We start from the raw sequence: 23,927 nt of genomic DNA, 5'->3' as shown, positions 1-23,927 counted from the left end.
TGACTAAACTTTTTTTAACAAAAATGACACTTAGTAAACTAAAGTAAAAATGGACAAACGCTTTCTATTTTGAGAATTGTCACAAAATTTGCTATAATAGTAGCTATGAATAGAATTAGGGTCAGCAGACGTGTTGAAAAAAAGCTAGCTAAGGGTCTAGTTCTTTTGGAGGCAAGTGATTTAACAGATATTGATCTGACGGATCAGGAAGTCGAAGTTCTTAGTCAAGACGGGAAGTTTTTAGGGAGCGCCTATCTTTCCCAGCAGAACAAGGGAATCGGCTGGTTCATCAGCAAGGAAAAGGTTCGTTTCAATCAAGCCTTTTTTGAAATTCTGTTTCGTAAGGCCAAGGAAGCTAGAAAGCCTTATTATCAAGATGACTTTACCACTGCTTTTCGTCTTTTTAATCAAGAGGGGGATGGTTTTGGTGGTCTAACTGTTGATCTCTATGGAGATTATGCTGTCTTTTCTTGGTACAACTCCTTTGTTTACCAAATTCGTAAGTTGATTGTAAAGGCTTTTAAGGAGGTTTTTCCTGAGGTCTTGGGGGCTTATGAAAAGATTCGTTTTAAAGGTCTAGACTACGAGTCTGCCTATGTTTATGGTGAGGAAGCGCCAGACTATTTTACTGTTCTTGAGAATGGTGTACTTTATCAGGTCTTTATGAATGATGGCTTGATGACAGGTATTTTTCTGGATCAGCATGAGGTTCGTGGGAGTTTGGTGGGTGGTCTAGCCATGGGTAAATTCTTGCTCAATATGTTTTCCTATACGGCTGCCTTTTCAGTTGCTGCAGCTATGGGAGGCGCGAGTGAGACGACTTCTGTTGATTTGGCAAAACGGTCGAGAGAGTTGTCAGAAGCTCATTTTCAGGCAAATGGACTCAACACAGACAACCATCGTTTTATCGTCATGGATGTCTTTGACTACTTCAAGTATGCCAAGCGAAAAGGTTTGACCTACGATGTGATTGTCCTGGATCCGCCGAGCTTTGCTCGTAATAAAAAACAAACTTTTTCTGTAGCTAAGGACTATCACAAGCTGATTTCCCAAAGTCTAGAGATTTTAAATCCGGGAGGTATTATCATTGCCAGTACCAATGCTGCCAATGTTTCCCGTCAGAAATTTACAGAACAAATTGATAAAGGTTTTGCAGGAAGAAAATATCAGATCTTAAACCAATATGGTCTTCCAGCAGACTTTGCCTATAATAAAAAAGATGAAAGCAGTAATTACCTCAAGGTGATTAGTATGAAGGTTAGTAGATGAAATTAATCGTTTCAGTAATGCCAAAAAGTTTAGAAGAAGCCCAAGAACTGGATGCCACACGGTATGAAGATGCCGATATCATCGAGTGGCGTGCAGACTTCCTCGCCAAGGAAGCTATTTTACAGGTAGCGCCTGCAATCTTTGAGAAATTCGCAGGCCGCGAACTGGTCTTTACCCTTCGGACTCGCTCTGAGGGAGGAGAAATCGAACTGTCTTCTGAGGAGTATGTTCAAATCATCAAGGAAGTCACTCAACTCTATCAACCAGACTATGTGGATTTTGAGTACTTCAGCTACAAGGATGTATTTGAGGAAATGTTGGATTTTCCCAATCTCGTTTTGAGTTACCATAATTTCCAGGAGACACCTGAAAACATGATGGAGATCCTGTCTGAGTTGACAAGTCTTTCTCCTAAAGTGGTCAAGGTATCAGTTATGGCCCATACGGAGCAGGATGTTTTAGACCTGATGAACTACACACGAGGATTTAAAACACTCAATCCTGAGCAAGAGTACGTGACCATTTCCATGGGGAAAATGGGCAAGGTATCTCGTATCACTTCAGATGTAACGGGTTCAAGTTGGTCATTTGCTAGTCTAGATGAAGCGAGTGCCCCAGGTCAGATTTCTCTATCAAACATGAAAAAAATCAGGGAGATTTTGGATGAAGCTTGATGGCTACACACGTATGGCGGCTGTCGTTGCAAATCCCATTAAACACTCTATCTCACCTTTTATCCACAATAGTGCTTTTGAGGCGACTGCTACCAATGGTGTCTATGTGGCTTGGGAAATCGAAGCGGGGGACTTAGCGGAAACAGTCGCTAATATTCGCCGTTACCAGATGTTTGGGATCAATCTCTCCATGCCTTACAAGGAGCAAGTGATTCCCTTTTTGGATGAATTGAGTGATGAAGCTCGTTTGATTGGGGCGGTCAATACTGTTGTCAATCATAATGGCAATTTAATTGGATATAATACAGATGGCAAGGGATTTTTTAAGAGCTTGCCTTCTTTTGCAATCTCGGATAAGAAAATGACCATTCTGGGAGCAGGTGGTGCGGCCAAGTCCATTTTGGCGCAAGCTATTTTGGATGGGGTCAGTCAGGTTTCAGTCTTTGTTCGTTCAGTTTCCATGGAAAAAACAAGACCTTATCTAGACAAGTTGCAGGAGCAAACAGGTTTTAAAGTGGACTTGTATGCTTTAGAAGATCTTTCTGAGCTGCAATCAAGGATTGCCGATTCGCACTTACTAGTCAATGCGACTAGTGTGGGGATGGATGGCCAGTCGTCCCCAGTTCCAGAAAGCATTAATTTGCCAGAGGCTCTCTTGGTGGCCGATATCATTTACCAACCCTTTGAAACGCCGTTTTTGAAATGGGCTAGAAGCCAGGGCAATCCAGCTGTCAATGGTCTGGGGATGCTACTCTATCAAGCTGCTGAAGCTTTTCAACTGTGGACAGGAAAAGAAATGCCGACAGATGAGATTTGGCAGTCCTTGACAGAAAAATACCAATAATGAAAAGGAGACCCTACTATGAAAATCAGAATTGATATTCCGCATCATCCTTATGATATTCAGATTGAAAAAGGTTGTCTATCGCAAGCAGGTCAATGGTTGCGAGAACTCTGGCAACCACAAAAGGTAGTCATTGTGACAGATAATCATGTAGCTTCTCTCTATGCAGAGAAGGTTAAACTCAGCCTAGAAGATGCTGGTTTTCAGGTAGCTGTTTTTGACTTTTTGGAAGGTGAAGAACGAAAAAATTTAACAACTGTTCAGAAGGTCTATGAATTTCTAGTCAAGCAAGGTCTGACTCGTAGCGATGGAATAGTGGCTCTTGGTGGTGGTGTCGTTGGGGACTTGGTTGGCTTTGTGGCTTCGACCTATATGCGTGGGATTCGCTTTGTTCAGATTCCGACCAGTTTGACAGCCCAGGTTGATTCCTCTATCGGTGGTAAGACAGGTGTTAATACTCCTTTTGCTAAAAATATGGTGGGAACTTTTGCTCAACCAGATGGGGTTTTGATTGACCCGTTTGTTCTTGAAACACTTGGAAAGAGAGAGTTGATTGAAGGAATGGGTGAGGTCATCAAGTATGGCTTGATTGAGGATCCAGAACTATGGGCTCTCTTAACGGAGCTGGATGGTTCTGTTGAGAGCATTCTGGAACATGCAGAGACTTTGATTGAACATTCTTGTCAGGTGAAGCGCAAGATGGTGGTTGAGGATGAGTTGGATAATGGTGTTCGGCTTTACCTCAACTTTGGACACACTATTGGCCATGCCATTGAAGCGACTGCCGGTTATGGCAAGGTCATGCATGGAGAAGCTGTGGCCATGGGTATGGTGCAGATTTCCAAGGTTGCTGAGGAAAAAGGCCTCATGCCAGCTGGCATAACCCAGTCCATCACAGCTATGTGTCAGAAATTTGGTTTGCCTGTTGACTATGAAAACTGGGATGTTGATAAACTTTATCAAGCTTTGACTCATGATAAAAAAGCGCGTGGAAACACCTTGAAATTGGTCTTGGTGCCAGAGCTTGGTTCGGCGAGCATTCACCCTGTTTCCTTAGAAGAGATGAAAGACTACTTGGTAAAATAAGGAGAACCTATGAGATATTTAACTGCGGGAGAATCACACGGACCCCGTCTGACAGCTATCATTGAAGGAATTCCTGCTGGACTTCCTTTGACAGCAGAGGACATCAATGAGGATTTGAAACGTCGTCAGGGCGGATACGGACGTGGTGGTCGTATGAAGATTGAGAGTGATCAGGTTGTCTTTACTTCGGGTGTCCGCCATGGGAAGACGACTGGGGCTCCTATTACCATGGATGTCGTCAATAAAGACCACCAAAAATGGCTGGATATCATGTCTGCTGAGGACATTGAAGACCGCCTTAAAAGCAAACGAAAAATCACTCATCCTCGACCAGGTCATGCCGATTTGGTTGGGGGTATCAAGTACCGTTTTGATGATTTGCGTAATTCCTTGGAGCGCTCATCCGCCCGTGAAACCACCATGCGGGTGGCAGTTGGGGCAGTAGCCAAACGCCTCTTAGCTGAACTGGATATGGAGATTGCTAATCATGTCGTGATCTTTGGTGGCAAGGAAATCGATGTTCCCGAAAATCTAACAGTCGCTGAGATTAAGCAAAGAGCTGCCCAGTCTGAAGTTTCTATTGTCAACCAAGAACGAGAACAAGAAATCAAGGACTATATTGACCAAATCAAGCGTGACGGTGATACCATCGGTGGGGTTGTGGAGACAGTCGTCGGAGGTGTTCCAGTTGGCCTTGGATCTTATGTTCAATGGGACAGAAAATTGGATGCGCGATTGGCCCAAGCAGTTGTTTCTATCAATGCCTTTAAAGGGGTGGAATTTGGTCTTGGGTTTGAGGCGGGTTACCGAAGAGGCAGCCAAGTTATGGATGAAATTCTCTGGTCTAAAGAAGACGGATATACTCGTCGTACCAATAATCTAGGTGGGTTTGAAGGTGGTATGACCAATGGGCAACCCATCGTTGTTCGAGGTGTTATGAAACCCATTCCCACTCTTTATAAACCACTTATGAGTGTGGATATCGAGACTCACGAACCTTACAAGGCAACTGTGGAAAGAAGTGATCCGACCGCTCTTCCAGCAGCAGGTGTGGTCATGGAAGCCGTTGTGGCAACAGTTCTGGCACAAGAAATCCTTGAAAAATTCTCATCGGACAACCTAGAGGAATTAAAAGAAGTGGTAGCCAAACACCGTGAGTATACAAAGAACTATTAAGGAGTTCCTATGGCAAAAACCATCTATATCGCAGGTCTCGGTTTGATTGGTGCCTCGATGGCGCTTGGTATCAAGCGCGATCATCCCGATTACAAAATTCTAGGTTACAATCGCAGTCAGGCTTCGAGAGACATTGCCTTGGAGCGAGGGATAATTGACCGCGGAACGGATGATTTTGCCAGTTTTGCTCCTCTGGCAGATGTCATCATTCTGACCTTGCCGATCAAGCAGACCATTGCTTTTATTCAGGAGTTGGCAGATTTGAACTTGAAAGACGGCGTCATTATTTCAGATGCTGGCTCGACCAAGGCTGCCATTGTGGAAGTGGCGGAGGAATATTTGGCTGGCAAGCCTGTTCGCTTTGTCGGGGCCCATCCCATGGCTGGTAGCCACAAGACAGGGGCTGCCTCTGCGGATGTTAATCTCTTTGAAAATGCCTACTATATCTTTACTCCATCTAGTTTGACTAGTTCAGACACGCTTGAGGAAATGAAGGACCTACTTTCTGGTCTCCATGCTCGTTTCATTGAAATTGATGCCAAGGAGCACGATCGAGTGACTTCACAGATTAGCCATTTTCCCCATATCTTGGCATCAGGTCTCATGGAGCAAACAGCTGTTTATGCTCAAGAACATGAGATGACAAGGCGCTTTGCGGCGGGTGGTTTTCGAGATATGACCCGGATTGCAGAGAGTGAACCAGGTATGTGGACTTCCATTCTCTTGTCCAATCGCGAGACCATCCTAGAGCGGATTGAGGATTTCAAGAACCGCTTAGATGAGATTGGTCAGGCTATTAGCAAGGGGGAAGAAGAGCAGATTTGGAACTTTTTCAACCAAGCGCGTGAGCAACGTCAGGCCATGGAAATCCATAAACGTGGAGGCGTGGACAGTTCTTATGACCTCTATGTCGATGTTCCCGATGAAGAAGATGTTATCTTGCGGATTTTGGAATTGCTACGTGGGACTTCTTTGGTTAATATCCACATCAATGAGGAAAACCGTGAGGATGTTCACGGGATTCTCCAAATTTCCTTTAAAAATGCTCAGGATCTGGAACGAGCTGAGCGCTTAATTTCAGAAAATACGGACTACACAGTCGTCATCAAATAAGGAGAAAATCATGTCAAATATTTATGATAGTGCAAATGAACTCAGTCGCGGTTTACGCGAATTACCAGAATACAAGGCTGTCAAAGCAGCTAAAGATGCCATACAAGCTGATACGGAAGCCAGCAAGATTTTTGCAGATTACCTTGCCTTCCAGCAAGAAATCCAAGTCATGGCGCAAACTGGACAAATGCCAGATGCTTCTTTCCAAGAAAAGATGCAGTCTTTTAGCAAGCAAATCCAAGAGAACGCTCTTTTGTCAGATTTCTTTGCCAAACAGCAACAACTTTCGATTTACCTTTCTGATATTGAAAAAATTGTCTTTGAACCAATTTCAGAATTGCTAAAATAAGAAAATTATTTTGCTCATTATTTATAGGTATTTCTTTTAAGAGAATTTTTATTATTGGTAACTACTGTATCAGCTAGAGTTATTAGCATGGTCTGTTTAATAATGATTGTGGGTATGGATGTCTTTACTAATCAACAAAATACAAAACCAATTAAATAGGCTATTGAAAATCATAACTATAATACAAAACGAATTTGAAAGCTTCTAACTGTTATTTTCAACTTCAATTGATAAGTTAGGAATTTTTGATGAGATAATAAATACAAAAAAATTACGAAAAAGAATGAAATTTTTATTATCGATAAATCTTAGTTAAATGATGAACAATAGAAAATAGGAAATAATATGTCAAAAAAACTAATTGCTCTAATCGGAGTTCTTGTAGGAATTATCTTCATCAGTTTTATAGTGTTGACAAGTTCGTACAACAGTCTTGTAAGTAAAGATGAATCTGTGAAACAAGCAAACTCGAAGATTGAAGTGGCACTTCAACGTAGGGCTGACTTAATTCCAAATGTTGTAAATTCTGTAAAAGGGTACATGAAGCACGAAGAAGACATCTTTACAAAGATTGCAGATGCTCGTTCTAAGATTGGATCAGGAAATAAAGAAACAAAAAGTGAAGGAGAGAGCGAATTAACGTCTGCTATTTCTCTATTGCTAGTTGTTCAAGAAAATTATCCTGAGTTAAAAGCCGATACACAAGTGTCTTCTCTAATATCAGAGCTTGAGGGAACTGAAAATCGTTTGTTTGTTACTCGTAAAGATTACAACGATACTGCAACAGAATATAAAAAGACCATTAGACGTTTTCCTACTAATATGATAGCTGGTTTGTTTGGTTTCCAAAGAGCTGAGTTAATTGAAGCAGAGAAAGATGCAAAGGTTGTCCCTAAAGTCAATTTAACTGATTAGTCTTGTGGGGTATCTCCTATGAAAAAGTTAATTTTACTCTTAATTACTCCTTTATTCTTTTTTATGCCTCTAGTGGCGGCTAATATAGCTGTTCCAGATCGTCCTTTAAATGGTATTTACGATCCTAACGGTTATTTAACCACTAGTGTTGCAGAAACGTTAGAGAGTATGAATGCTAGAAGTGAAACCCAAGTAGGTATTTACATTGTAGATACCCTGGATGGTTCCAGTATCGAAGAGGTAGCCAATGAGGTTGCACGCAAATGGAAAATTGGGAAACAAGATTCCAACAGTGGAATTTTAATCGCTATTGCTATAAAGGATAGGAAGTTTCGTATTGAAACATCCAACGAAGCAGCAATTTGGCTTCCTGACTCGAAGGCTAGTTCTTTACTAAATGATTCGAAGCCTTACATGAAAGAAGGGAAATATACTGATGCTCTTAATAGAATTCTAGTAGGTATCTCTAAAGCCGAATCTGGGAAATCTGAAATCATAAACAAGAAAGAGAATAAGAATACTCAGCTTCCAAAAAGCTTAAAATACACAGCAATAATTATTGCATTCCTTAGGATATGCTTTAACTACATTCCGTTATTTATCTTGGTTTATGTACTTTTAGCAACTTGCTTCGATTACTTAAAAAGATGTCGCTTTTCTAAGTATGAGTATGAGGGAAAGGGGAAGCTGTATCCAGATTTTCCTAACTTTGTACCTAACGATACATGGACTGAAGAACGTAAAACGGACTATAAAAAAAATAAGCGTTTAATTAGGTCTCAGTATAACTACTCTGGATATAACAAACTATATCCAGACTCAAAAGGTTTTCTACCTAATGATACTTGGACTACATTACTGATAGAAGCATACTACGCAGAAGTTGAAAGAAAGCAACTAGATAGGCTGAACCGCTCTCAATACTCTTATAATGGGAAGGGAAAACTCTATCCAAACGATAAAGATTTTGTGAAGAATGCTTCTTGGACTTCTGAGCTCAAAAAAAGCTACTATGCTTCACAAAGAGTACAGTCAAGTTCTTATGGTAGATTAGATTCTTCCACATCTGGATATGATACTGGTAGTTCTAGTTCATCTTGGTCTCCTGATGATTGGGATGGCGGAGGATTTGATGGTGGTGGCTCTTCAGATAGCTGGTAAATTGAAAATGAAAAAAATTGCTATTAAAGATCTTTAGGTTGAAATAAATCAAAAAGGTAAAAGTTTATTAAAAAATATTTTTAACTATCATAAAGTCAGAAATTTTTAAGAAGTTTCTGACTTTTTATGATAAAATAAGAAAAGTATTGCAAGTATGAGGTCAACTATGAAACTAAAAACAAACATTCGCCACTTACATGGCAGTATCCGAATTCCAGGTGACAAGTCTATCAGCCACCGTTCGATTATTTTTGGAAGTTTGGCTGAGGGCGAGACTAAGGTTTATGATATTCTGCGTGGCGAGGATGTGCTCTCAACCATGCAGGTTTTTCGTGACCTTGGTGTTAAAATTGAGGACAAAGATGGGGTTATTACCATTCAAGGTGTAGGCATGGATGGCTTAAAAGCTCCGCAAAACGCCTTGGATATGGGAAATTCTGGCACCTCGATTCGCCTGATCTCAGGTGTCTTTGCTGGTGCAGACTTCGAAGCAGAGATGTTTGGAGATGATAGTCTTTCTAAACGCCCTATGGACCGTGTTACGATTCCTCTGAAAAAAATGGGTGTCAGCATTTCAGGGCAAACTGAGCGAGACCTGCCCCCTCTGCACTTGAAAGGTACTAAAAACCTAAAACCAATTCACTATGAGTTGCCAATCGCCTCTGCCCAAGTCAAGTCAGCCTTGATGTTTGCAGCATTGCAGGCTCAGGGGGAGTCCGTTATTATCGAGAAAGAATGTACTCGTAACCACACCGAAGATATGCTACAGCAATTTGGTGGACAATTAAGTGTGGACGGAAAGAAAATCACAGTCCAAGGGCCGCAAAAACTGACCGGACAAAAGGTAGTTGTCCCAGGAGATATTTCCAGTGCAGCCTTTTGGCTAGTCGCTGGTTTAATTGTTCCAGATTCTCGTGTGGAACTTAAGAACGTTGGTATCAATGAAACACGCACAGGGATTCTTGATGTCATTCGCGCCATGGGTGGAAAACTAGAAATAACTGAAATCGATCCAGTCGCTAAATCCGCAACTCTGACGGTTGAAACTTCAAATCTGAAAGGGACAGAAATTAGTGGAGCCTTGATTCCACGTTTGATTGATGAATTGCCCATTATTGCCCTGCTTGCTACCCAAGCAGAAGGAGTGACGGTTATCAAGGATGCAGAGGAACTTAAAGTCAAAGAAACAGACCGCATTCAAGTGGTAGCGGATGCTTTAAATAGCATGGACGCGGAAATCACACCTACAGCAGATGGAATGATTATCAAAGGGAAATCCTCCCTTCATGGTGCTAGAGTCAATACCTTTGGTGACCACCGTATCGGGATGATGACAGCCATCGCAGCCCTCTTGGTTGCTGATGGAGAGGTGGAACTTGACCGTGCAGAAGCCATCAATACCAGTTATCCTAGCTTCTTTGATGATTTGGAGAATCTGATTCATGGCTAAGGTATTACTCGGATTTATGGGGGCTGGCAAGTCGACAATCGCTAGAGGATTGGACGCAGACTACATCGATATGGATGCCTTAATCGAGGAACGTTTGGACATGTCCATTGCGGATTTCTTTGCTGAAAAAGGAGAAGCGGCATTTCGTCAAATAGAGTCAGAAGTTTTAGCGGACTTACTAAAAACAGACCGAGTTGTGTCAACTGGTGGAGGAGTAGTCGTTTCTCAGAGAAAGCGTGACTTGCTCAAACAAAATCCTGATAACATTTATCTGAAAGCAGATTTTGAAACCCTTTACCAACGTATTTCAGCTGATAAGGGCAATCAACGGCCACTATTTCTCAACAACAGCAAGGAAGAGTTGCGAGAGATTTTTCAAGAAAGACAGGCTTGGTATGAGGAAGTAGCCAGTCGTGTTCTAGATGTGACTAAGCTAAGCCCAGAGGAAATTATAGAGGAACTGAGATGAAAATTGCCTATCTAGGTCCCAAGGGATCATTTTCACACCACGTTGTGCAGACTGCTTTTCCTAATGAGGAATTGCAGGCTTTTGCCAATATCACAGATGTTATCAAGGCCTATGAACAAGGCTTGGTGGACTATTCGGTGGTGCCAGTTGAAAACTCTATCGAAGGCAGTGTGCATGAAAGCTTGGACTATCTTTTTCATCAGGCGGACATTCAGGCTGTTGCAGAAATAGTACAACCCATTCATCAGCAACTGATGGCAGTTCCTGGTCATACTAAGATTGAAAAGATTTTTTCGCACCCTCAAGCTTTGGCTCAAGGAAAAAAATTCATAGAGGAGCATTATCCAAAATCCCAGCTTGAAGTGACGGCAAGCACAGCCTATGCAGCCCGCTTTATCGCTGAACATCCAGACCAGCCTTTTGCGGCTATTGCGCCTAGAAACTCAGCTGCTGAGTATGGTTTGGAATTGATAGCAGAAGACATCCAAGAAATGGAAGCCAATTTCACACGTTTTTGGGTGTTAGGGGCAGAGATTCCCACTATCCCTTTGCAATCACAAACTGAAAAAATGAGTTTGGCCTTAACCTTACCGGATAACCTTCCCGGTGCCCTCTACAAGGCTCTGTCAACCTTTGCTTGGCGAGGGATTGATTTAACCAAGATAGAAAGTCGTCCCCTCAAAACGGCACTAGGTGAGTACTTTTTCATTATCGATGTGGATTATAGTGCCAAAGAGCTGGTTCATTTTGCCAGACAAGAACTAGAAACAATTGGGATCCAGTACAAGATACTGGGAACCTACCCTATTTTCACCATTAGGGATTTAGGAAAGGAGTGCCTATGAGCAATGAAAACCCTTTAAGTCATCATGAGCAGTTACGTTATGACTATCTCTTTAAGAATTTTCACTACCTCAATGATCGGGAGCGAAAGGAGTTTGATTACCTGCAGCAAAAGATGACAGGATCCAAGCAAGAGGTTCACCCTTCCTACCAAGAAGAAAAAGAAGAGACTTGGAGTAGCGATATTGATCTTCCGACTTATGGAAATAGAAGTCGGGCTAAGAAACGGGAGAAGGTAGCTCCTCTACCTAAAGTCAAAAAGAAAAAAAGAAGAATTCGCTTCAAACGAATACTGACTTGGTTCTTGCTGTTGATTACATGTGTGGCTGCAGGGATGATTTTCATGTTTCTTCGAGGATTCCAGTCGGCAGCCAATCCAAGCAATAAGCCAGCTGATGCCAAGGCAGCCCAAGTAGAAGTCTTTAACGGTCAGGATACCAAAGATGGTGTGAATATCCTAATCATGGGGACAGATGGCCGTATTGGTCAAAATAGTGCGGAGACCCGTACAGACACAATCATGGTGCTAAATGTCAGTGGTTCGGATAAGAAGATTAAGCTCGTTAGCTTTATGCGTGACAACTTGGTCTATATCGACGGGTATAGTAAGATTGTAAATGGACAGAAACAAACGGACAACAAACTTAATGTTGCCTATGAACTTGGGGAACAAGAAGGACAAAAAGGGGCAGAAATGGTCCGCAAGGTTCTAAAAGATAATTTTGACTTGGATATCAAGTACTACGCCCTAGTTGACTTTCAGGCTTTTGCAACAGCTATTGACACCCTTTTCCCTGAAGGAGTGACTATCGATGCTCAATTTTCAACTCTGAATGGTCAACCTCTGACAGAAGCCACAGTTGGAGACGATCTTCATGCAACAGAAACAGAGTCGCCAACTCAAACCATCAAAGTTGGAAAACAGCAGATGAATGGTTCTACCCTACTCAACTATGCTCGCTTCCGTGATGATGATGAAGGAGACTACGGACGCACAAAACGTCAGCAACAAGTCATGTCAGCTGTTCTTGAGCAAATCAAAGATCCAACCAAACTCTTTACAGGATCTGAGGCACTTGGAAAAGTCTTTGGCATGACATCAACAAATCTACCGTATAGCTTCTTGTTAACCAATGGCTTATCTGTCCTAGAAGGTGCTCAAAATGGCATTGAAAGACTCACCGTCCCAGAACTTGGTGACTGGGTGGACGCTTATGATATCTATGGTGGGCAAGGTCTTCTGGTCGATCAAAATAAATACCAGACCAAACTCTCCCAAATGGGAATGAGATAGAATACTATAAAAAAATCAAAGTTTGAATCACTAGTGAAAAAGTGGTTTAGGCTTTGATTTTTCTTACTCTCTGATGGATTTTTAAGGCTTTTTTATGGTATAATAAAACGATATAACTCGTTTTTGAAAAGAAGAGGAGAGACATGAGTGATTTGAAAGCGATTCAGGCTCGTAGTCTGGAAATGGCTGAATATTTCGTCGCATTTTGTAAAAAACATGATTTGTTGTGCTATCTCTGTGGTGGAGGAGCTATTGGTGCCCTTCGTAACAAGGGCTTTATTCCTTGGGATGATGACCTAGACTTTTTCATGCCTCGCAAGGACTATGAAAAATTAGTTGAACTATGGCCTCGTTATGCAGATGAGCGTTATTTTTTGTCAAAGAGTCACAAGGATTTTGTAGATCGTAACCTTTTTATTACCATTCGTGATAAGGAAACAACTTGTATCAAGCCTTATCAAAAGGATTTGGATTTGCCACACGGTTTAGCTTTGGATGTTTTGCCTTTGGATTATTATCCTAAAAATCCAGCTGAGCGTAAGAAACAGGTTCGTTGGGCCTTGATCTATTCACTCTTTTGCGCCCAAACTGTCCCAGAAAAGCATGGTGCAGTTATGAAATGGGGCAGTCGTATCTTACTCGGCCTGACTCCAAAATCTCTACGTTATCGCATTTGGAAAAAAGCTGAGAAAGAAATGACCAAGTACACTTTATCAGAGAGTGATGGAATCACGGAATTATGCTCAGGACCTGGCTACATGAGAAACAAGTATCCAATCGCATCCTTTGAAGATAATCTCTTCTTGCCATTTGAAGGAACTGAGATGCCTATCCCAGTCGGCTATGATGCCTATCTCAGCACTGCTTTTGGGGATTATATGACACCCCCACCAACAGACAAGCAAGTACCGCATCATGATGCCATTATAGCAGACATGGACAAGAGTTACACAGAGTACAAGGGAGAATACGGAGCATGATGGGAGAAAAAATAAGCGTTATCGTTCCAGTCTACAATGTAGAAGCCTATCTGGAGAAGTGTGTCGAATCCATTTTAAAACAGACCTATACCAACTTGGAAATTCTTCTTGTCAATGACGGCTCAACGGATTCTAGTGGAGAACTGTGTGATCAATTAGCTCAAAGAGATCAACGGATTCGTGTCATTCACAAGGAAAACGGGGGCTTGTCTGACGCTCGAAATAGAGGGATTGAAGAGGCAAGTTCTGATTTGATCGGTTTTATCGATAGTGATGACTACATTGATGAAGACATGTATGAAACCCTTTATCGTCAAATGTTAGAATCCAATGCTGATCTTTCTATGTGTGGACATTATGATGTCTACCACCAAATTCCAGAAAAGCAAGTTGCAGCGATTCAGACCTGGGAATTAACTCCCCAAGAAGCCATTAAAATGGTCATGGAAGCTAAAATTCTCTCGGTCACAGCTGTCAACAAACTTTATAAAAAAGAACTCTTTGAACACCTACGATTTGAAATTGGCAAAATAGCAGAAGATGCCTTCATCATGATTGCCTTGATTCATCACTGTCGCAAGGTTGTCGCAACAAATGAGAAGAAATACTACTATGTTCACCGTGAAAATAGTATCACGACTCAAAAATTCTCCTTGAAATTCTTAAACGTTATTGAGGCTTATGAGCAAAACGCGACTATTATAAGAGAGAATTATCCTGAACTGGCAGATGTTGCAACCATGCGTTTAAACTGGGCTTACTTCTATGTATTGGATAGGCTCTTGGTTGATGCAGATTTCAAGGACAAGGTCTTAGAAGACCGTTTGATTGCCTATCTAAAGAAAAACACAAAGAACATTCTTTTAGATAGTCGTTTTACAAGAGCAAGAAAAGTGAGCTTTTTAGCTTTGTGCCTGAGTCGAAAATTGTATACGAAAATCTTGCTTGCACAAACTAAGCGTTAGGAGAAACAATGATTTCATTTATTGAAAAAAACTATTTTAAAATCAATCTGCTGTTTTTATCAGTTATATCTTTTTACTGTATGGCAGGCTTGATTGTCCCACTTCAGCCGATTTCGGCCAATAAATTTGTCACTCTTGGCATGACCCTCATGGGCGTTTTGTTGGGACTTTATAATTTCTTTATCAAAAAAGCCTATCTGACTGTCAGAAAAATTGAGTATTTGATTCTCTTTTTTATAATGAATATCCTGACCGCGGTCTTAGTTGTAAAGTATGGATTTTCAACAAACATAAAGAACTTAGTCGTCTTTTTCATCTATTTCTTTGCACTCTACCCTGTCTTTCAGTCTTTCACAGTGAAAAAAGCGCGTCTTCTATTTGATGTCTTCTTTTCAGTCATCACTGTCGCAAATACCCTAGGTGTTCTTGTCTCAATTTGGCAATTCTTCATGTTGCAAGGTTACCGCGTATTTGATTACAAGGGCTTATTGATCCGCCAAGGATTTGTAGAGTCTCGTCTATTTGGGATCCTAGCTAGTCCCAACTATCTCTCTATTATTTCCTTGATGGTGATTATTTATTTGTGGATGCGCTTATCACTCTACAATACCGTCCTTAAAATTCTGGCTATCTCATCAATTCTGCTAAATTTTGCTTATATTGTACTGTCAGGTTCAAGAACAACCTATATCTGTTTGGTAGTCGTTGCTTTCTTTTATGCGTTAATGACGGCTAACTGGACTAAAAAAACCAAGTCACTTCTTACTGTTCTGGTAACAGTAGGATTGGTATTTGTCGGCTATAATGGTATCAAATATAGTAGCGATATTTACTTGAAAGCTCACTCAGCTCAAATCCAAAAGAACCAAGAAAATGGACAAAATGGGGACAACAATCTTTCCCTTGAGAGAACAGACACCAGCGAAGAAAATATCTCTAATAACCGTTTTGCTATTTGGCAGTCAACAGCTTCTTTTATCCCTAAACGTCCCTTATTTGGATATTCAGGTGGAAACTGGTATGAGTTAGGTAAAGAATATGATGCTTCAGCCTATATCATCAAACAACATTATCTTACTCACAACGGCTACCTTGAGTTGTTATTCTATGATGGTCTGACAGGTTTTATCCCGCTGGCTATCTTTATGCTTTCCTTCATCATTTCAAGTCTCAAGAAATATAAGAAAGACCTTCAAGAGGGTCGCCACAATCATGAATTGATCACCATTCTGTTGATGACTGTTGTTATTCTCATTTCTAACTTGTTCTTGAGTTCAACCTTCTATGGAATTTCACTACAGGGTTGTATCTTGTTTGTGATTTCAGGTTACTATTTCTCTGTTCTCTATAAAAAAAGAGATGGCTACAGAAAGCTAGACGAAGCAGAGATCAAAGAAGTTGAACTAGGTGTCATGGATTATATCCACAATCTCTGTCAAAAAGAGAACATCAACTATTCACTGGCTTATGGAACCTTGCTGGGAGCAGTGAGACACAAGGGTTACATTCCTTGGGATGACGATATTGATATCTCTTTGAAACGCGATGAATACGACAAATTGTATCAAGCTATTTTGCAAGATAATGATCCTGTCTACAAAGTGGTTTCTTGGGAAAATGATGCACGGTATCCTTACCCATTTTACCGAGTTTATGACGCGCGAACAGTCTATGATAACAACTATATCGAAAATGATATCGATTTAGGAATTTGTGTGGATGTTTTCCCATTTGACTATTATGCTGATGTTAACAAAGACATGGTAAAACTAGATACTTACCGTCGTTTATCAGTCTATACTCTTTATGGCATCCATAATAAGAATGCAAAACTCAAGAATATCGTCCGATATCTACTTGTCCTTGTATTTCGTCTGACTCGTGTCAAAACTTGGAATAGAAAGATGAACATCCTATCTATGCAAGGAAAAGATGGAGACTTCATTGACTACCTCATGGAGAACAAAAGAGTTTCTACCAAGTTTGACAAGTCCTTCTTGGATACAACGATTGACAGTCCATTTGAAGATAGAGTTTACAAAATTCCTGTGGCCTATCAGCAAATCCTTTCTGCCATCTACGGGGATGATTTTATGGAAATTCCTCCCCTAGAAAAACGAGTGAAGCACGATGACTTCCTGGCATACATAAAGGAGGGATAGAAGGTGTTACAATGGTTAAAAAGAAGTTTAGCCAGCCTCTTAGGAGATAAGAAAGATCTGGTTAAAAACCTACCTATTATCAAGAGTTTAAATAAAAAAGCCAATATAGACTTGGATTCAAAGAGAAGCAATTTGCTCAAAGAAAACTTTGAAGATATTCTAAAGGCCATCTACCAATCGAATCTGAAATCCTATGATATCTGGTTAGACTTTGGGACTTTACTTGGTTTCTATAGAGAAAATGATTTGATTCCGCATGATTTAGATATGGACTTTGGGATTATTATCCCAGACTATGAAGCCTTTTTAAGGGATGAGAAAGTTCTTTTGGAGAAAGGCTTCGTTAGAACCAAAGAGTTCTATTACAATGATAAACTTGTAGAATTATCCTATAGTTACAAGGGCCTCAATGTGGATTTTATTGTCTATGATAAAAAGGAAGGTACCATCTCCTCAGATACTATTTTCTACATGACAAATGCCTTGGGAAATCCTACAAGATATGAAGTCTACCACTATGAATTGCCCTTTACAGCACTAAGTGAATGCAGTTTTAAAGAGATTCTAGTAAAAGTTCCAGAAAATACAAGAGAATACATTAGTCACTTGTATGGGGAGGATTTTGAAATCCCTAATACCCACTATAACTGGAAAGAAAATCCAATTTACAAACAAAGAGATGCTAATTTGGCTAAGGTACTTTTGAAAAAGTAAACTTGGAAATACAAGAAAAGAGGGGATATTGAAGTTCTTCCTTGTTAACTCTAGTCCCTATTCTAGTGTAACAAACGGGCTTTTCCTTCCCTCTTTTTGTCTTATAATGACGGAAAGAAGCTAGAAAAGTTGCTACCAGGATGAATCTTCCATCCTAGCTTCCGCTATCAAAGAAAGAAGTGGTTTATATGAAAAAGAAAGTGGAACCATGTTGGTCGGTCTTCATACGGTGAATGCTCAGACCTACTATTTTGGTCCGAACGGAGCTATGCAAACAGGTTGGAAACAGCTTGATGGCAATTGGTACTATTTCCAAGCTGATGGTTCTTTGTTAAAGAACGCAACAACACCTGATGGCTACAAGGTAAACGAAGAAGGTATCTGGAAACAGGCTGTTGCTGTTGTAAATAGCGAGGCAGTCAAGCCAGAACAGAAACAAGAAGCATATTCTAATCTTGTTGAACATGAAAAACAAGATTCAAATCTAGAAGCCAATGCTTCTGATAAGCAAGAGTAAAGAAGAAAACACCCTGCTGATAGACATTATCTATCAGTAGGGTGTTCTTTTAATTTCTTTTAAGCTTAGCAAGTACTAAGTCTAGAGCATAGTGGAGTGTTTTATCTTTGGCGATAAAGAGGGTCAAGAGGTAATAAATACCACAAGCTGCAACAGTCGAGAGAACCATGAGAATCATGTTGAAGTTGACTGTATAAGAGTTGACTTGGAAAAGGAATTTAAACACAAAATAAATTGGGATGAAACCAAGGGATACAATAGTATAGCGTGTTAGAGTAGCAAAGATTTCTTTCAAATCAATCAGTTGGTGTTTCTGGATAAAGCGAATTTCCAAGAGAACGACGATAGTCTCCGCAAGAATGGTCGTAGCGATATAGTACTCTGGTGCGAAAATATTATTGAAATACAAGAGGCAGTTGAAGAGGATATTGGCTCCGCCACCAAGGAAGTAAAAGGCAGTCAAGCGATTTTCGTGGTCATTGATAAAGATAATTTGTTTACCAAGGATCAACTCGATGGCCCAGATGATGGTACGAAAGGCAAAGACACTTGTCACAATACCTGCTTCGAGGTATTTTTCAGAAGAGTAGATAACTGCCGCGTAGTTCCCTAATACCATAATCCCAATGCTGGTTGGAACGATGAGGAAGTAAAAGAGGGCAGCCCCTTGATTCAGAAGACTTTTATAAGAGGTGTAATCTTTCTTACCGAGATAGTAGCCGAGACGTGGGATACTCACATTGAGAGCCCCACTTAAGACACTGGCTATCAGCATGACAATACTGGAAGCAATAGTGTAGTAAGAAATGTAGTTTTCATCGGGTCCCTTGGTGATAAACATTCTATCAAGCAAGGTATAGAGCATGTTGGCGTTCGCTAAGAGAAGCATAGTCAAGAGCGGTTTAGATGCTTTGATTAATTCCACAAGACCAATTTTGACAAAGGAAACTTCTCTCTTGATCCAAAGAAAACTGAGCAGGTAGTTGAGGATGGTGGTTGCACTCATGACGATGGCATAAGGAACGATATCATCTGCAGTTTTAACAAAGGTAAAGATAGCAACCAGCATGGCAATCCGAATAATCAATGTCTTGTAGAGGATGAAGGCATAGTTTTCATAAGCCTCGTTCATCCATTCGATATTGAGGAATTGGAAGAGTGCCTGAGCTCCTAGGATATAGTAAAGGACTTTCAGGTTCACAATGCTGGTATCAAAGAAGATAAAGAGGAAGTAGATACCAGTCGTCAGTAGAGAAGTGAAAACCGAAATATAAAACAACTTAGAAAAGACATAGTTGATTTTATTCTTGTCGTCCTTAACCTTACTGATAGCACGAATCCCGTAGTTGTATATTCCAAAGGCTGCTAGTGGAATGACAAAGCTGGCCCAGGTATTGGCGGTATTGAAGTAACCGTAGTTGGATTTGCTGAGAATCCGCGTCAGATAAGGGTTGGTTATCAGAGGAAAAACGATATTGAGAATATTGACCAGCAAGCTGGCCAAGGCATTGACTTTTATATTTTTCATTGAACTTTCTTTCTTAAATCTAAAATCATATCTAGTATTATATCACATTCTCGCTTCATTCTTTTGATAAAATCGTAAAAATCTAGTATAATAGATAGACTGAAAGTATGAGGTTACTAGATATGAAGATGAAACAAATTAGTGATACAACACTGAAAATCACGATGACTTTAGATGATTTGATGGATCGGGGGATGGAGATTGCAGACTTTCTCGTTCCTCAGGAAAAAACTGAAGAGTTTTTCTATGCGATTTTAGATGAATTAGAGATGCCAGACAATTTCTTGGATAGTGGCATGTTGAGTTTTCGTGTAACACCAAAACCAGATAAGGTGGATGTCTTTGTGACCAAGTCTAAGATTGACCAAAACCTAGATTTTGATGATTTGGCGGATCTACCTGACATGGAAGAATTGGCCCAAATGTCACCAGATGAATTTCTCAAGACCCTAGAAAAGAGTATCGCAGAGAAAACCAAGGATGATATTGAGGCCATCCAATCTCTAGAACAGGTCGAAGCAAAGGAAGAAGAGCAAGAGCAGGTAGACAAGGAGACGGAGAGCAAGAAAGAACCTTATATCTACTATATCTTGCGTTTCGCTAATCTTGCTGACCTAGTTGCTTTTGCCAAGACGGTTAACTACCAGATGGAAACATCTGAACTCTATAAGATGAATGGACACTATTATTTGACAATCTTAGTTGATGTGGAAAACCATCCTAGTCCATATCCAGCCTGGCTCTTGGCTCGTATGCGTGAATTTGCTGACGACAGTGATATCAGTCGTTCGGTTTTACAAGAGTATGGTCACATCTTAATCAATCACGACGCGGTGTTTGGACTTCAAAAAATTAATTCATAGTTTTTAGAAATCAATTTTTACTTATCAGAAAAGGCGAATCAGATGGTTCGTTTTTTTCTTTTCTATCTATAAATAGTGGTTTTCTTGGATAGGAATTTTCACAAAATTCTGTTATAATGGCTATATCAGAAAATTTCTAGGAGACAAACATGACAGTTAAAATTGCTTTACTTGGATTTGGTACCGTTGCAAGTGGCGTACCTTTCCTCCTAAAGGAAAACGGAGAAAAAATTATCCAGTCAGCTCATTCAGAGATTGAAGTAGCCAAGGTATTGGTCAAGGATGAAGATGAAAAGAATCGCTTGCTTGCTGCAGGGAATGACTTTAACTTTGTAACCAATGTAGATGATATTTTATCAGATCAAGACATTACGATTGTAGTGGAACTGATGGGGCGTATTGAGCCTGCTAAGACCTTTATCACTCGTGCCTTGGAAGCTGGGAAACACGTTGTTACTGCTAACAAGGACCTTTTGGCTGTCCATGGCGCAGAATTGCTAGAAATCGCTAAAGAGCACAATGTAGCACTATACTACGAAGCAGCAGTAGCTGGTGGGATTCCAATTCTTCGTACTTTAGCAAATTCGTTGGCTTCTGATAAAATCACGCGCGTTCTTGGTGTCGTAAACGGAACTTCTAACTTTATGATGACCAAGATGGTGGAAGAAGGCTGGTCTTACGATGACGCTCTGGCCGAAGCTCAAAGACTAGGATTTGCAGAAAGCGACCCTACTAATGATGTGGATGGGATTGATGCAGCCTATAAGATGGTGATTTTGAGCCAATTTGCCTTTGGGATGAAGGTTGCCTTTGACAATGTAGCCCACAAGGGAATCCGTAACATCACACCAGAAGATGTAGCTGTGGCTCAAGAGCTTGGTTATGTTGTGAAATTGGTTGGTTCTATCGAAGAAACTCCTTCAGGTATTGCCGCAGAAGTGACCCCAACCTTCCTTCCTAAAGCACATCCACTTGCTAGTGTGAATGGTGTAATGAACGCAGTCTTTGTGGAGTCTATCGGCATCGGTGAATCTATGTACTACGGACCAGGTGCGGGCCAAAAACCAACTGCAACAAGTGTTGTAGCAGATATTGTCCGTATCGTTCGTCGTTTGAATGATGGTACCATTGGTAAAGACTTCAACGAATATAGCCGTGACTTGGTGTTGGCAAATCCAGAAGATGTCAAAGCAAACTACTACTTCTCAATCCTGGCTCCAGACTCAAAAGGTCAGGTTTTGAAACTTGCTGAAATCTTTAATGCTCAAGATATTTCCTTCAAGCAAATCCTCCAAGATGGCAAAGAGGGGGACAAGGCGCGTGTAGTGATTATCACTCATAAGATTAATAAAGCACAACTTGAGAATGTTTCAGCTGAGTTGGCCAAAGCTTCAGAATTTGACCTCTTGAATACCTTCAAGGTGTTAGGAGAATAGGATGAAGATTATTGTACCTGCAACCAGTGCCAATATTGGGCCAGGTTTTGATTCGGTCGGTGTAGCTGTAACCAAGTATCTTCAAATTGAGGTCTGTGAAGAACGAGATGAGTGGTTGATTGAACACCAGATTGGCAAATGGATTCCCCACGATGAGCGTAATCTCTTGCTTAAGATTGCTTTGCAAATTGTGCCAGACTTGCAACCGAGACGCTTGAAAATGACCAGTGATGTTCCCTTGGCGCGTGGCTTGGGTTCTTCTAGCTCGGTTATTGTTGCTGGGATTGAACTAGCTAACCAACTGGGCAAACTCAACTTATCTGACCATGACAAATTGCAGTTGGCGACCAAGATTGAAGGGCATCCTGACAATGTAGCTCCAGCTATCTATGGAAATCTCGTTGTTGCGAGCTCTGTTGACGGAGAAGTTTCTGCTATCGTAGCAGACTTCCCAGAATGTGATTTCCTAGCCTACATTCCAAACTATGAATTGCGTACCCGAGATAGCCGTGGTGTCTTGCCTAAGAAATTGTCTTACAAGGAAGCTGTTGCAGCAAGTTCGATTGCCAATGTTGCTGTTGCAGCCTTGTTGGCAGGAGACATGGTGACTGCTGGACAAGCAATCGAGGGAGACCTCTTCCACGAGCGCTATCGTCAGGACTTGGTGAGAGAATTTGCGACGATTAAGCAAGTAGCCAAAGAAAATGGTGCCTATGCAACCTACCTCTCTGGTGCCGGGCCGACAGTTATGGTTTTGGCTTCTCATGACAAGATGCCAACGATTAAGGCTGAATTGGGAAAGCAACCTTTCAAAGGGAAATTGCATGACCTAAAAGTTGATACCCAAGGTGTTCGTGTCCAAGCAAAATAAAGAATAGAAGATAGGATGGGGAAAGTCTCGACTAGAGGGTTTCCTATCCTTTTTTTGAAAAGAAGTTTATACTCAATGAAAATCAAAGAGCAAACTAGGAAGCTAGACGCAGGCTGCTCAAAACAGTGTTTTGAGGTTGTGGATAGAACTGACGAAGTTAGCTCAAAATACTGTTTTGAGGTTGCAGATGTAAGCTGACGTGGTTTGAAGAGTTTTTCGAAGAGTATTAGTTAAAAACTTGATAAAGGAGAAATAAAGATGGCAGAAATTTATCTAGCAGGTGGTTGTTTTTGGGGTTTAGAGGAGTATTTTTCCCGAATTTCGGGAGTGCTAGCGACCAGTGTTGGCTACGCTAATGGGCAAGTCGAAACAACCAATTACCAGCTGCTCAAGGAAACAGACCATGCAGAGACTGTTCAAGTGATTTATGATGAGAAAGCAGTGTCACTCAGAGAGATTTTACTCTATTATTTCCGAGTCATCGATCCCTTATCTATCAACCAGCAAGGGAATGACCGTGGTCGCCAATATCGAACGGGGATCTATTATCAGGATGAAGCAGACTTGCCAGCTATCTACACTGTGGTGCAGGAGCAGGAACGCATGCTAGGTCGAAAGATTGCAGTAGAAGTGGAGAAACTTCGCCACTATATCCTGGCAGAAGACTACCATCAAGACTATCTCAAGAAAAATCCTTCCGGTTACTGTCATATCGATGTGACAGATGCTGAGAAGCCATTGATTGACGCCTCAAATTATGAAAAACCTAGTCAAGAGGTGTTGAAGGAAAGTTTATCTGAAGAGTCTTACCGTGTTACGCAAGAAGCTGCAACAGAGGCTCCATTTAGCAATGCTTATGACCAAATCTTTGAAGAGGGGATATATGTAGACATCACGACGGGTGAGCCACTCTTTTTTGCCAAGGATAAGTTTGCTTCAGGTTGTGGTTGGCCAAGTTTTAGTCGTCCGATTTCTAAGGAATTGATTCATTACTACAAGGACCTGAGTCATGGGATGGAGCGAATCGAAGTTCGTTCTCGGTCAGGCAATGCTCACTTGGGTCATGTTTTCACAGATGGACCTCGTGAGTTAGGTGGCCTCCGTTACTGTATCAATTCGGCTTCCTTGCGTTTTGTAGCCAAGGATGAGATGGAAGAAGCAGGATATGGCTATTTATTGCCTTATTTAAACAAATAAAACAGAGAAGGTGGGGGCTTCCCATTTTCTTCATTTCCAGAATAAGAATAG

The 23,927-nt window shown here is 41.0% G+C and carries 22 protein-coding genes and 1 pseudogene; 22 read left to right on the top strand and 1 reads right to left on the bottom strand.

Annotation, left to right across the window (positions count from 1 at the left end):
* Nucleotides 1–105: 105 nt before the first annotated feature.
* From ACUW6H_RS03740 to ACUW6H_RS03655, 18 genes and pseudogenes are all read left to right on the top strand, one after another.
* On the top strand, nucleotides 106–1,269 hold the full coding sequence (locus ACUW6H_RS03740) for a class I SAM-dependent rRNA methyltransferase (protein ID WP_454361359.1): 1,164 nt from the start codon (nucleotides 106–108) through the stop codon (nucleotides 1,267–1,269).
* On the top strand, nucleotides 1,266–1,943 hold the full coding sequence (aroD, locus tag ACUW6H_RS03735) for a type I 3-dehydroquinate dehydratase (RefSeq protein WP_454361357.1): 678 nt from the start codon (nucleotides 1,266–1,268) through the stop codon (nucleotides 1,941–1,943). The genes ACUW6H_RS03740 and aroD overlap by 4 nt, the downstream gene beginning before the upstream one ends.
* A complete protein-coding gene (locus ACUW6H_RS03730) occupies nucleotides 1,933–2,787 on the top strand; it encodes a shikimate dehydrogenase (RefSeq protein WP_454361355.1) in 855 nt (284 codons plus the stop codon). Before aroD ends, ACUW6H_RS03730 begins: the two co-directional genes overlap by 11 nt.
* 18 nt (nucleotides 2,788–2,805) lie before the next feature.
* Nucleotides 2,806–3,873 carry a 3-dehydroquinate synthase gene (gene aroB / locus ACUW6H_RS03725; RefSeq protein WP_454361353.1) on the top strand — a complete coding sequence of 356 codons (1,068 nt, stop codon included), beginning with the start codon at nucleotides 2,806–2,808 and terminating at the stop codon, nucleotides 3,871–3,873.
* Nucleotides 3,874–3,882: 9 nt separating this feature from the next.
* Complete coding sequence (gene aroC / locus ACUW6H_RS03720; protein ID WP_454361351.1) at nucleotides 3,883–5,049, top strand: chorismate synthase; 1,167 nt, start codon at nucleotides 3,883–3,885, stop codon at nucleotides 5,047–5,049.
* 9 nt (nucleotides 5,050–5,058) lie between these two features.
* A complete protein-coding gene (locus ACUW6H_RS03715) occupies nucleotides 5,059–6,162 on the top strand; it encodes a prephenate dehydrogenase (protein WP_454361349.1) in 1,104 nt (367 codons plus the stop codon).
* 10 nt (nucleotides 6,163–6,172) lie between these two features.
* Entirely contained in the window at nucleotides 6,173–6,511 is a 339-nt protein-coding gene (locus tag ACUW6H_RS03710; protein WP_454361347.1) for a YlbF/YmcA family competence regulator, read from the top strand.
* Between the two features lie 345 nt (nucleotides 6,512–6,856).
* Nucleotides 6,857–7,426, top strand: a complete 570-nt coding sequence (locus tag ACUW6H_RS03705; protein ID WP_454361345.1) for a LemA family protein — start codon at nucleotides 6,857–6,859, stop codon at nucleotides 7,424–7,426.
* A gap of 18 nt (nucleotides 7,427–7,444) precedes the next feature.
* Entirely contained in the window at nucleotides 7,445–8,587 is a 1,143-nt protein-coding gene (locus tag ACUW6H_RS03700) for a TPM domain-containing protein (RefSeq protein ID WP_454361343.1), read from the top strand.
* Nucleotides 8,588–8,753: 166 nt separating this feature from the next.
* Nucleotides 8,754–10,037, top strand: a complete 1,284-nt coding sequence (gene aroA, locus ACUW6H_RS03695; protein WP_454361341.1) for a 3-phosphoshikimate 1-carboxyvinyltransferase — start codon at nucleotides 8,754–8,756, stop codon at nucleotides 10,035–10,037.
* Nucleotides 10,030–10,506 (top strand): shikimate kinase, encoded by a 477-nt coding sequence (locus tag ACUW6H_RS03690; protein WP_454361339.1) that lies wholly within the window; start codon nucleotides 10,030–10,032, stop codon nucleotides 10,504–10,506. The genes aroA and ACUW6H_RS03690 overlap by 8 nt, the downstream gene beginning before the upstream one ends.
* Entirely contained in the window at nucleotides 10,503–11,351 is an 849-nt protein-coding gene (gene pheA, locus ACUW6H_RS03685; RefSeq protein ID WP_454361337.1) for a prephenate dehydratase, read from the top strand. The genes ACUW6H_RS03690 and pheA overlap by 4 nt, the downstream gene beginning before the upstream one ends.
* Complete coding sequence (locus ACUW6H_RS03680; RefSeq protein WP_454361335.1) at nucleotides 11,348–12,643, top strand: LCP family protein; 1,296 nt, start codon at nucleotides 11,348–11,350, stop codon at nucleotides 12,641–12,643. The genes pheA and ACUW6H_RS03680 overlap by 4 nt, the downstream gene beginning before the upstream one ends.
* Before the next feature lie 143 nt (nucleotides 12,644–12,786).
* Nucleotides 12,787–13,623 (top strand): LicD family protein, encoded by an 837-nt coding sequence (locus ACUW6H_RS03675; RefSeq protein ID WP_454361333.1) that lies wholly within the window; start codon nucleotides 12,787–12,789, stop codon nucleotides 13,621–13,623.
* Entirely contained in the window at nucleotides 13,620–14,588 is a 969-nt protein-coding gene (locus ACUW6H_RS03670; protein WP_454361331.1) for a glycosyltransferase family 2 protein, read from the top strand. The genes ACUW6H_RS03675 and ACUW6H_RS03670 overlap by 4 nt, the downstream gene beginning before the upstream one ends.
* Before the next feature lie 8 nt (nucleotides 14,589–14,596).
* Nucleotides 14,597–16,750, top strand: coding sequence for a LicD family protein (locus ACUW6H_RS03665; protein ID WP_454361329.1), 2,154 nt, complete (start codon nucleotides 14,597–14,599; stop codon nucleotides 16,748–16,750).
* Nucleotides 16,751–16,753: 3 nt separating this feature from the next.
* Nucleotides 16,754–17,464, top strand: coding sequence for a LicD family protein (locus tag ACUW6H_RS03660; RefSeq protein WP_454361327.1), 711 nt, complete (start codon nucleotides 16,754–16,756; stop codon nucleotides 17,462–17,464).
* A gap of 196 nt (nucleotides 17,465–17,660) precedes the next feature.
* Nucleotides 17,661–17,981 (top strand): annotated as a pseudogene (locus ACUW6H_RS03655) (MBL fold metallo-hydrolase); the annotation flags it as partial.
* Between the two features lie 49 nt (nucleotides 17,982–18,030).
* On the opposite strand, the gene ACUW6H_RS03650 reads toward ACUW6H_RS03655, so the two are convergent.
* The gene (locus ACUW6H_RS03650) at nucleotides 18,031–19,509 is read right to left on the bottom strand and encodes an oligosaccharide flippase family protein (RefSeq protein WP_096406665.1); all 1,479 of its coding nucleotides are present in this window, start codon (nucleotides 19,507–19,509) and stop codon (nucleotides 18,031–18,033) included.
* Between the two features lie 122 nt (nucleotides 19,510–19,631).
* On the opposite strand from ACUW6H_RS03650, the gene mecA reads away from it, so the two are divergent.
* The 4 genes from mecA to msrB all read left to right on the top strand — a co-directional run bounded on the left by mecA (nucleotide 19,632) and on the right by msrB (nucleotide 23,876).
* The gene (gene mecA, locus ACUW6H_RS03645) at nucleotides 19,632–20,372 is read left to right on the top strand and encodes an adaptor protein MecA (protein WP_454361324.1); all 741 of its coding nucleotides are present in this window, start codon (nucleotides 19,632–19,634) and stop codon (nucleotides 20,370–20,372) included.
* 149 nt (nucleotides 20,373–20,521) lie between these two features.
* Nucleotides 20,522–21,808: a homoserine dehydrogenase gene (locus tag ACUW6H_RS03640; RefSeq protein WP_454361322.1), complete on the top strand. Its 1,287-nt coding sequence runs from the start codon at nucleotides 20,522–20,524 to the stop codon at nucleotides 21,806–21,808.
* Nucleotide 21,809: 1 nt separating this feature from the next.
* Complete coding sequence (gene thrB / locus ACUW6H_RS03635) at nucleotides 21,810–22,679, top strand: homoserine kinase (protein WP_454361320.1); 870 nt, start codon at nucleotides 21,810–21,812, stop codon at nucleotides 22,677–22,679.
* Between the two features lie 258 nt (nucleotides 22,680–22,937).
* A complete protein-coding gene (msrB, locus tag ACUW6H_RS03630; RefSeq protein ID WP_454361318.1) occupies nucleotides 22,938–23,876 on the top strand; it encodes a peptide-methionine (R)-S-oxide reductase MsrB in 939 nt (312 codons plus the stop codon).
* Nucleotides 23,877–23,927: the final 51 nt, after the last annotated feature.

Source organism: Streptococcus sp. 151470009-6 (assembly GCF_053628175.1).
Note: the sequence above shows the minus strand (reverse complement) of the source record. Positions and strands in the feature narration are given on the sequence as shown.